10 protein-coding genes are annotated in these 9,292 nt (G+C 40.6%); 1 reads left to right on the forward strand and 9 read right to left on the reverse strand.

Annotated elements, in window-relative coordinates; genetic code table 11:
* Positions 1 to 978: 978 nt before the first annotated feature.
* The 9 genes from UF06_RS28485 to UF06_RS22265 form a co-directional block, all read right to left on the reverse strand.
* Positions 979 to 1,113, reverse strand: a complete 135-nt coding sequence (locus tag UF06_RS28485; RefSeq protein ID WP_082069813.1) for a DUF3265 domain-containing protein — start codon at positions 1,111 to 1,113, stop codon at positions 979 to 981.
* A gap of 860 nt (positions 1,114 to 1,973) precedes the next feature.
* Complete coding sequence (locus tag UF06_RS22235; protein WP_045572419.1) at positions 1,974 to 2,546, reverse strand: hypothetical protein; 573 nt, start codon at positions 2,544 to 2,546, stop codon at positions 1,974 to 1,976.
* 544 nt (positions 2,547 to 3,090) lie between these two features.
* A complete protein-coding gene (locus tag UF06_RS22240; RefSeq protein WP_045572420.1) occupies positions 3,091 to 3,306 on the reverse strand; it encodes a TIGR02450 family Trp-rich protein in 216 nt (71 codons plus the stop codon).
* Between the two features lie 773 nt (positions 3,307 to 4,079).
* Complete coding sequence (locus UF06_RS22250) at positions 4,080 to 4,946, reverse strand: DUF2971 domain-containing protein (protein WP_045572421.1); 867 nt, start codon at positions 4,944 to 4,946, stop codon at positions 4,080 to 4,082.
* A 151-nt stretch (positions 4,947 to 5,097) separates the two neighbouring features.
* Positions 5,098 to 5,613 carry a GNAT family N-acetyltransferase gene (locus UF06_RS22255; protein ID WP_045572422.1) on the reverse strand — a complete coding sequence of 172 codons (516 nt, stop codon included), beginning with the start codon at positions 5,611 to 5,613 and terminating at the stop codon, positions 5,098 to 5,100.
* 628 nt (positions 5,614 to 6,241) lie between these two features.
* Positions 6,242 to 6,373, reverse strand: coding sequence for a hypothetical protein (locus UF06_RS28090; RefSeq protein WP_001883067.1), 132 nt, complete (start codon positions 6,371 to 6,373; stop codon positions 6,242 to 6,244).
* 252 nt (positions 6,374 to 6,625) lie between these two features.
* Positions 6,626 to 6,763, reverse strand: a complete 138-nt coding sequence (locus tag UF06_RS26555) for a DUF3265 domain-containing protein (RefSeq protein ID WP_319024132.1) — start codon at positions 6,761 to 6,763, stop codon at positions 6,626 to 6,628.
* A complete protein-coding gene (locus UF06_RS22260) occupies positions 6,750 to 7,151 on the reverse strand; it encodes a type II toxin-antitoxin system death-on-curing family toxin (RefSeq protein ID WP_000351251.1) in 402 nt (133 codons plus the stop codon). Before UF06_RS22260 ends, UF06_RS26555 begins: the two co-directional genes overlap by 14 nt.
* Positions 7,151 to 7,321 (reverse strand): hypothetical protein, encoded by a 171-nt coding sequence (locus tag UF06_RS22265; protein WP_001080654.1) that lies wholly within the window; start codon positions 7,319 to 7,321, stop codon positions 7,151 to 7,153. The genes UF06_RS22260 and UF06_RS22265 overlap by 1 nt, the downstream gene beginning before the upstream one ends.
* 832 nt (positions 7,322 to 8,153) lie before the next feature.
* On the opposite strand from UF06_RS22265, the gene UF06_RS22275 reads away from it, so the two are divergent.
* A complete protein-coding gene (locus tag UF06_RS22275; protein WP_082069812.1) occupies positions 8,154 to 9,209 on the forward strand; it encodes an integrase arm-type DNA-binding domain-containing protein in 1,056 nt (351 codons plus the stop codon).
* The last annotated feature ends 83 nt before the right edge of the window (positions 9,210 to 9,292 follow it).

Here is a 9,292-nt window from a genome sequence, read left to right on the forward strand (position 1 = left end):
TAGAGCAATAATGGAAAGGGCCGCGTATTCCAAAGCGATGGTAAAGAAGTGAAGTTGACATTAACTGGCTATTTTTGGCGATATGGTATCAGAAAAGCCATTCAGGTATCGATTTTCCGGATGAACCGAAAATGCCACGCATTGCGAATCCCTCTTAAGCAGTTTGTTAGCTTAAATTTCAGCACCTTAGATTTACCAAGCCTGAGATTAACCTGATTTGGGAAACCAACAAACCGCTTGAGTTTTAAAACCCGAATTGGCTCAAGCTTTGTGGCCTTTCATGCGATTTGAAAACCCGAAAATGTTGATGAATCACTTTCGGAAAACTCAAAGCGAAAGCCCAACTGCCAAATCGATTTTGCGTCAAACCGGCTGGCCTCGCAAAATCCCAAAATTCAATTGAGGCAACTGCTCAAAACTTGCATTGGCAAACAATGCTGATTTGCCGAAATAACCTGAACGAACTGCCAAGGGAAGAAAAAACAGGCTGCAAACAACTGATTTTCAATGTTTTAAGCTAACGCCCGGCTAAGGGGTTGACAACGCACCGCCGAACTTAAAAAACACACTTAAACACTGAACTGCAATTTTGCACTTAAAGTCGCCACGCGTTGGCAATCCCTCTTGAGCCGTTTGTTAGGCCAACCAATTGACACCGACACTTTCACAACCAAAGAACGAGCTTTTTTGTAAACTTGAAACAAACTAACCGATTCATTTATAAACCAAAACGCTAAATCAGCAAAGAAACAAAAAACTCAAATTGAGCGATTTGGAAGAAAAGTGACGAGCGTAGCATGCTCGGCGGACGTTTGGATGCTGAAGGTTATTTTGCCGATGGATTCACAGCGAAAAGCAACCCAACGCGATCAAGAAACAACAAATATGTGATGATTATTCATTGCTTAACTTAAGCCAGAAAACATGGAATTTACCGTTCAATTCCAACTCGATTTAGCTGATAAAAACTCACCTTGCCTAACGCCGCGTTAAGGGGTGAGTGCCGCCTAAACCAACTTTCCGCATACCACTTTCACCACCAAAATCACCGCATACCAAAAATGCCACGCGGCACGAATCCCTCTTTAACGCTTTGTTATGTTTAAGCTTCAAGGGCTTACGTTTTACCAAAACCAAGATTAACTCAGCGTTGACTCACAAACAAAAGCCAAGACCTAAAAAACTGAAATGACTCATAGTTTTTAAAATGGGACTTTGAAATTTGGCTGCTAAAACTTAAAAACCTAAGTTCAAATTGCTGATTGAGCCAGCCGCGCCAAACGAAGCCAACTTGCCGACAAAAACAAAACCAAAAAGCCGAATGAGCAATGAAAAGATGCAACCAACTGATTTTAGGTGATTAAACATAACGCCCGGTTAAGGGGCAGCCAACGCCATTACCAAGCTTCCGCATAACACCGTAAACACAAAAAACCAACGCATAATAAAAATGCCACGCGTTGGCTGTCCCTCTTGAACCGTTTGTTATGTTTAAGCTTCAATGACTTACGTTTTACCAAAACCAAGATTAACTCAGCTTTGATTCACAAACAAAAGCCAAAACCTGAAAAACTGAAACGACTCATAGATTTGAAAAACAGACTTTGAATTTCGGCAATTCAAGCCCTAAAACCTGTGATCAAAATACTGATTGCGCCAACCGCCCTAACCTCGCGCTTGCCTGTAAATTGATTGAGGCAATTCTCTGAACTTCCAGCGCCAAAGAATAATTGTCCGGAAAACAGCGCTCACAAATGCCAACTTGCCGACAAGCACAAAATCAACAAGCCGAGGGAGCAAAGAAAAGATACAACCAACTGATTTGACGTGATTAAACATAACGCCCGCCTAAGGGGCTGGCAACGCATTACCACTAAACTCAAATACAACCACTGCAATCACCGCGGCTCATTGGGACTGGAAACGCTACGCGTTGACAGTCCCTCTTGAGGCGTTTGTTAGGTTTCTTGGATTCATATACTAAGCCCCATACGCTTTAAAATAACTTTATCTACAGCAGAGACGTAACAATATGATATGTTATTTATGTAACTAATTAGCTCATCTGATGGTTCAACCTCAATTGAAACTAACGCAGCCTCTATGAGTTGTTTCCTATTGAGTTCAATTTTCATTGATAATTTAGCAACTTCACCAGATACCTCTGCACTCACTCCATTACAATGCTTAGCACGTAGTATTGATGCTTTTTCCATATGTTCAATCAATTTTTTGTTTGGTATTGAATTAAACATTGTGCTCAACCATGCCTTAGAAAGCATGAATAATTCAAATAGTCCAGTAGCAATCAAACCTTGAATAATTGCATGAAAGTACTGTTTACTCTTAGTTTCTTTACCACACTGATTACTACTTAAACCATCAATAGTATCAGCTAGATCCTTTAATAAATCATTCAATTCATCACAAGTAAGTGAAGGATTATTTCTTGATTTTTCAACAAGTTCCTTGGCTATTTTATGGGCCAACTGGGGCTTCACTCCGAGTTTAATTAATTGTTCTTGAATCAATGAATAACTATTCAACTATACCTCCAAAAAACCTAACGCCCGGTTAAGGGGCAGCCAACGCAATTACCAAGCTTCCGCATAAAACCGTAACCACAAAAACCAACGCATGATAAAAATGCCGCGCGTTGGCTGTCCCTCTTGAACCGTTTGTTATGTTTAAGCTTCAATGACTTACGTTTTACCAAAACCAAGATTAACTCAGCTTTGACTCACAAACAAAACCTAAGACCTAAAAAACTGAAACGACTCATAGATTTGAAAAACAGACTTTGAATTTCGGCAATTCACGCCCCAAAACCTGTGTTCAAAATACTGATTTCGCCGACCGCCCGCTGAAGCCAACTTGCCGACAAACACAAAACCAATCAGCCGAGGGAATAGAGAAATCCATAATCCACTGATTTTGGGTGATTAAACATAACGCCCGCTTAAGGGGCAGACAACGATACTACCAACTTACCGCATAACAACGTAATCACATAAACCAACGCATAATAAAAATGCCACGCGTTGGCTGTCCCTCTTGAAGCGTTTGTTAGGTGTATTGCCCAAATGCCGATTATGTCCAACCTTGAGACCACTTTTGTTCATTTTTTAGCTCTAGCCAATCAATGGAATATTCATTTTTGGAAAGAACAGATTCTAACTTACACAAAGTTACCGAACCGTCCTCTTCATACTCAACTTCTGACACCAAAAAGTGTTTCTCTCGATTTATCGGTTTTACAGCTGTCCATTTGCTATTGCGCAATTTTACCGGATTAATCTGATTCATTTTCAACTCCATAACATTATGAATTCATTTTGGATAATTCATTATTTTACGGACATTTTGAAAAATAAGTTCAATTGATGGCTACGTTACTAAAGAACACCTAACGCCCGGCTAAGGGGTTGACAACGCACCGCCGAACTCAAAAAAACACACCGTAAACACTGAGCTTCAATTTTGCACTAAAGTCGCCACGCGTTGGCAATCCCTCTTGAGCCGTTTGTTAGCTGCTGCACTTTAGCCGGAGATTTGCTACCCAACGGCCTAATTTAAAACACATTATTGTTTTCAAGCGACAAAGTAAAACGGACAACTGAGAAACTAAAACCTAATCCACGAAACGCACTTGGCAAAGAAGAAATAACAGCAAAACTTGACGAGTTTCTAGAGCTTAAATTTACAAAGAATCCTTTCGAAGAAGCCAACAACCAAGTGCGCGAAATCAACTTAAGCGTGAAAGAGCTTCAAAACCAAAGAAGCCACGCCAAAGAAATAAACAAACACACCACTTCCCGTAAACAGACTTCGGTTAGCTCAAGCACTTCACGAACAGTGCCACTGGCGAGATACGCGGAAAAGTGCTGACTTTCAGGTGTAAAGCTAGAGCCTCAGACTAAGAAAAATAAGCGCTTAATTTTATGGTTTTTCTTAACCTCAGCTAACGCCCAATTAAGGTGTGAAGCACGCCATATCGATGCTACTGCATATCGCCTTAATCACTAAAACTAATGCTTAGTAGAAATGCCACGCGTGCTGAATCACTCTTAAATTGTTTGTTAGGCACGCTCTGGGTCTGTTTTTAGGTAAATATTTTTCAATCCATATCCAGAGATTAGTTTTTCTGCCTGTTTAAATTTAATGTGACACTTATCATCTGTTTTACAGATATTTCTAATTGTAGCTTTATCACTCTCAGACATTCTGAGGCCAAATGTAATACTAATTATAGATTGAGGGTCGTATTTAATAACTCCATTGTTACAAGTTACTAGTCTAACTTCTTTTTCATATGACCAATCAACATATTTATTTCCAATTATCGATAAAGCAAGCTTATACTCTTCATACATTTTTAGGTTCTGGGCTAGTTCAATATACTTCCGCTCCCATTCTGATCTTGGCAGATCTCGATAATCCCAAAACATAAGCATAAAAAAATCAACGATCAAATCAGGGTTATTTAAGTCTTCAAAATTATCAAGGTAGTTGACATCAATTAAATCAGCTTTATCTAACAGATGTTTATTAAGCTCATTAAACTCAATGCAAAACCCTTTATGCTCTTCTGCATAATGACTCCACATCAGTATATTCCCATCCGTTTTACTCATACAAAAAATACCCATTTTTTGAGTGTTATTCTTTATTTCACTTAACGTATCAAAACGTTTTTTAATAACATCCTCTGATGGAGTCTTAACTAAATTTATTAACTCAAGATACACTTCTTTGGGAATTTCTTTATTTGCATAATATTCTACAAATTTTTCCTCAGCCTTTTTGTACGTTTTTACTAAATCAGGAAAGGGAGTTGCAAACTCAAAAGGATCGTTGAAATCTGTATATTTGGAAAAATAAAGTTCATTGTTAATCAATCCTTCCAAAGAAAACTTTGATGTACTTCTATACTTATATAATTTCATAATTATTACTTAAATTTTCATGCCTAACGCCCGCTTAAGGGGCAGACAACGCCACTACAAACTTACTGCATAACACCGTAACCACAAAAACCAATGCATAGTAAAAATGCCACGCGTTGGCTGTCCCTCTTGAAGCGTTTGTTAGGTGAATTTATACCGCTGAAATATAAACACAAACCTCTCGTTCACCACCTTGCATACGAAGTGTTTGATTTTCTACGTAAGTAACACCAAGTTTATCGATAACTAACCTTGAACGATCATTGCCAACAAGATGCATGACCTTTAACTCTCGCAACCCATGACTTTCTTTTGCGTACTCAATTAAAGCCTTTGAAGCTTCTGTCGCATAACCTTGTCCCCAAAAATCGACGCCCAACCAATAACCCAAGATGCCTTGGCCATCTTTTAAGCTCGGCAAACTCACTGCACCGATAAGCTCTAACGATTCTTTAAGTACAATCGCATAAACAATACTCTCTCCGCTGGCAAAGCCAATTTCATGTGTTTCAATCCATGAAATTGCATCTGAAACTTCATAAGGGTGCGGTATGTTTGCCGTCATCTCTGCGATTCGTTTATCACCAGCCAATACTGATACTTGCTCTGCATCAGACAGCTCAAATGACCTAAGGATTAAACGTTCCGTTTCTAAAACTTGCTGCATTATTCCCCCAATTCACCTAACGCCCGGTTAAGGGGCAGCCAACGCCATAACCAAGCTTCCGCATAACACCGTAACCACAAAAACCAACGCATGGTAAAAATGCCACGCGTTGGCTGTCCCTCTTGAACCGTTTGTTATGCTTAAGCTTCAATGACTTACGTTTTACCAAAACCAAGATTAACTCAGCTTTGATGCACAAACAAAACCCAATAACCAAAAAAACTGAAATGACTCATCATTTTGAAAATCAGACTTGGAACTTTGGCCGCTAAAACGAAAAAACCTAAGATCAAAATTCTGATTGAGCCAACCGACCTAACCTCGTACTTACTCAAAAATTGAATAAGGCAATTCTCTGAATTTCCAGCGCCAAAGAACAAGTGTCCGGAAAACCGCGCCCACTGAAGCAAACTTGCCGACAAACTCAAAACCAACCAGCCGAGGGAACAAAGAGAAACCATAAACCACTGACTTTGCGTGATTAAGCATAACGCCCGCCTAAGGGGCTGGCAACGCATTACTACTAAACTCAAACACAACAACCGAAACCACCGCGGCTCAATGGGACTGGAAACGCCACGCGTTGACAGTCCCTCTTGAGGCGTTTGTTAGCTTCGTAGCCTATTGTTTAGCAATGATTTTTCAAACACATTTGCTTGAAAGTCATTTTACGCAAAAGCATCAAGCAAACACACGTCCAGCGCCAAAAGCTGTGAAGTGAGCTGTCAAAACTCACAGCGTTCAAGGTTGAGTTGGCCACTTACCGAATTTCCGACAAAAAAAGCGCGATTTCAGCGACGATGCAGCCTTTTGTGAAACCAAGTTGGCAGTGTTGAACATCGAACAACTTTGAAGCATCGAGACTTGTTGGCTTTCAGCAACTTTGAAATTGTTGAATTATCAACGCTTTCTGCTACGTAAATATCCGACTGAAACGCAAAGGCTGATTCGTGAACTTTCAAAGCATGAAGCTGATTTTTCAAGAGCATTGAACTCAAGATTTTGATAACCGCTAACGCCCGCTTAAGGGGCAGACAACGCTACTACCAACTTTCCGCATAACACCGTAACCACAAAAACCAACGCACAGTAAAAATGCCACGCGTTGGCTGTCCCTCTTGAAGCGTTTGTTATGTTTAGAGAGCTGAATTTTGTTCTTTTGCGTATTGTGCGTAGAGAATGTCGGCAAAATCTGTTTCGTTGATAATGCCGATAACAAGATCTCGAACTGCATCCGCAAGTAAATCGTTTTCCTGCGTAAGCTCAAAATCGTTAAGTGATAAATATTCAAGTGCCACAGCCAAACCTGTGCGCTTGTTCGCATCAGGTAGCGCATGTGAAACCGCTATACAAGCAGTGTATTTAGCAGCGATTTCAAAAACATCATCCAGTCCTTCATAAACGATGGCATTATCGATTCGACCTAATGCTCCCTGAAGCTTGGGGATATCAACTGCTCCTTTCATTCCTGGTTCTGTTTTTAGGATCAAAGCATTAATCTCGATCACTCGTTCAAAAGGAAAACAGATGATATCCATTACATATCAGCCAATTTAGTGAATGTCTTCTGATGGGTACGCAAAGCAAGTTTAGTTTCAGACTTCACAATTTGACGACCAGCATCACCAGTCAAATCAAGCTTTTTACTAGCCTTAATTTTCGGTCTTTCAACAGCATCAACGCCGTAAGCTTCAACTTTTCGATTCATATCACACCTACTATCAACAAAGGTTAGGCTGATTATAGCCCCAAAACGTGATAAAAAACATAACGCCGCGTTAAGGGGTGCAGGCACGCAATACAAAAGCTACCGCACAGCGACTTAATCACCAAACCCAACGCAAACCGAAAATGCCACGCGTGCCAAATCCCACTTAAACGCTTTGTTATGCTTAAGCTTCAATGACTTACGTTTTACTAAAAACAAGATTAACTCGACTTTGATTTACAAACAAAAACCAAAACGCAGAAAACCGCAATGACTCATAGTTTTGAAAATCAGATTTTGAAATTCGGCGGATAAAACCGAAAAACCTAAGAGCAAATTTCTGATTGAGCCAACCGCCCTAACCTCGCGCTTGCCCGCAAATTGATTGAGGCAACTCTCTGAATTTTCAGCGCCAAAGAATAAGTGTCCAAAAAACAGCGCCAAACGAAGTCAACTTGCCGACAAACTCAAAACCAACCAGCCGAGGGAACAAAGAAAAACCATAACCCACTGATTTTGGGTGATTAAGCATAACGCCCGCTTAAGGGGCAGCCAACGCTATTACTAAGCTTCCGCATAACACTGTAATCACAAAAACCAACGCATAATAAAAATGCCACGCGTTGGCTGTCCCTCTTGAGAATTACCAATTACGTTTCACACCATCTCACCAAGCGCCAAATTTAACTATAAATCATTGATTTAAAATAATTTAAACCTCTTTCAACATCACATCCCCTCACTACATCTCACAGCTCCGCCCCCCCCTTGCGTCCCCCTAAAACCGTTGTTAACTTGAAGGGGAACACTCAAATAAATGGAGTATAACAGCATGGCTGGTATCAATAGATTAAGTAACACACAAGTAAAAAATGCAGCATCAAGTGATAAAGAATACTCGCTTTCCGATGGTGGCAATCTTTATCTTCGAGTCCGAAAAAACGGCTCAAAAAATTGGCAATTTATTTACCCTGACCTTATCACGAAAAAGCGAAAAAAAATGGGGCTGGGATCTTACCCAAACGTAACACTTGCAGAAGTGCGTAAAACAGCCCAAGAGCTTCGTATACAAATGGCCAATAACATCGACCCTAAAGTATATCGAGAAAAGCAAAAGCTGGACCGTGATCTCGAAAACGGATTGACGTTTAAAGTGGTAGCAGAGCGTATGCTTGAACGAGACGAAGCTAAAGAGACAACTAGGCGTAACGTGCTTCTTGAAGAGGCTCGCAAAGAGGCCAAAAAAAACGGTACAAACTTTGGGGAAGAAGAGATAAAACGCATAAAAGAACACGTAAGAACCTCTCATCGTAAGCGGCTATTTTTCAAGCGACACTTGTATCCTAGACTAGGTAACTTGCCTCTCAGCTTCATTACAACAACTGGAGTGATCGAGGTTATAAGCCCTCTTCAAGCCAAAGGGCAACTTGAAAATGTTAAACGAGCTTGTTCGTTAGCCAACCAAGTGATGCGTTTTGCTGTCAATCGACGTTACATCGCAAGCAATTGCTTAGCAGACATAAAGGACGAGTTTGAGAAATCGAAGGTGGTTCACATGCCGTCTGTTGCGCCAGATGAACTAGAAGACGTCATGCGCATCATGTCGAACCACAACATGAAACTCGTGACGCGATGCGCTTTTGAAATGCAACTCCACACCATGACACGTGCATTTGAACTAGCATCTATGCGCTGGTGTGACATTGATTTTGTGAACAAGCTTTGGATAGTACCCAATTTCTATACTAAATGTGTACGTGAACACCTTGTTCCGTTAAACGAGTACACCCTTGGCATTTTAGAATTAATGAAGCCAATATCTGGTGATGAGGTGCATGTGTTCCGTATCCGCCCCATGAACCCACGGGGCGATATTGTTAGTGTTTGAAGTTCCAAGGCAGGAGTGCATCGATATCAGGTTCCGCTTTCGCTAACTCCTGCATGCACTTGACCATGTAGTCGTAAAGGATA

Source organism: Vibrio sp. S234-5, assembly GCF_000960595.1.
GTDB lineage: Bacteria > Pseudomonadota > Gammaproteobacteria > Enterobacterales > Vibrionaceae > Vibrio.

What these genes read in the sequence shown, in the direction of transcription:
- UF06_RS22275 (WP_082069812.1), top strand. Translation starts at nt 8,154, where the DNA reads ATGGCTGGTATCAATAGATTAAGTAACACACAAGTAAAAAATGCAGCA.
- UF06_RS22265 (WP_001080654.1), bottom strand. Translation starts at nt 7,321, where the DNA reads ATGAATCGAAAAGTTGAAGCTTACGGCGTTGATGCTGTTGAAAGACCG.
- UF06_RS22255 (WP_045572422.1), bottom strand. Translation starts at nt 5,613, where the DNA reads ATGCAGCAAGTTTTAGAAACGGAACGTTTAATCCTTAGGTCATTTGAG.
- UF06_RS22240 (WP_045572420.1), bottom strand. Translation starts at nt 3,306, where the DNA reads ATGAATCAGATTAATCCGGTAAAATTGCGCAATAGCAAATGGACAGCT.
- UF06_RS22260 (WP_000351251.1), bottom strand. Translation starts at nt 7,151, where the DNA reads ATGGATATCATCTGTTTTCCTTTTGAACGAGTGATCGAGATTAATGCT.
- UF06_RS22250 (WP_045572421.1), bottom strand. Translation starts at nt 4,946, where the DNA reads ATGAAATTATATAAGTATAGAAGTACATCAAAGTTTTCTTTGGAAGGA.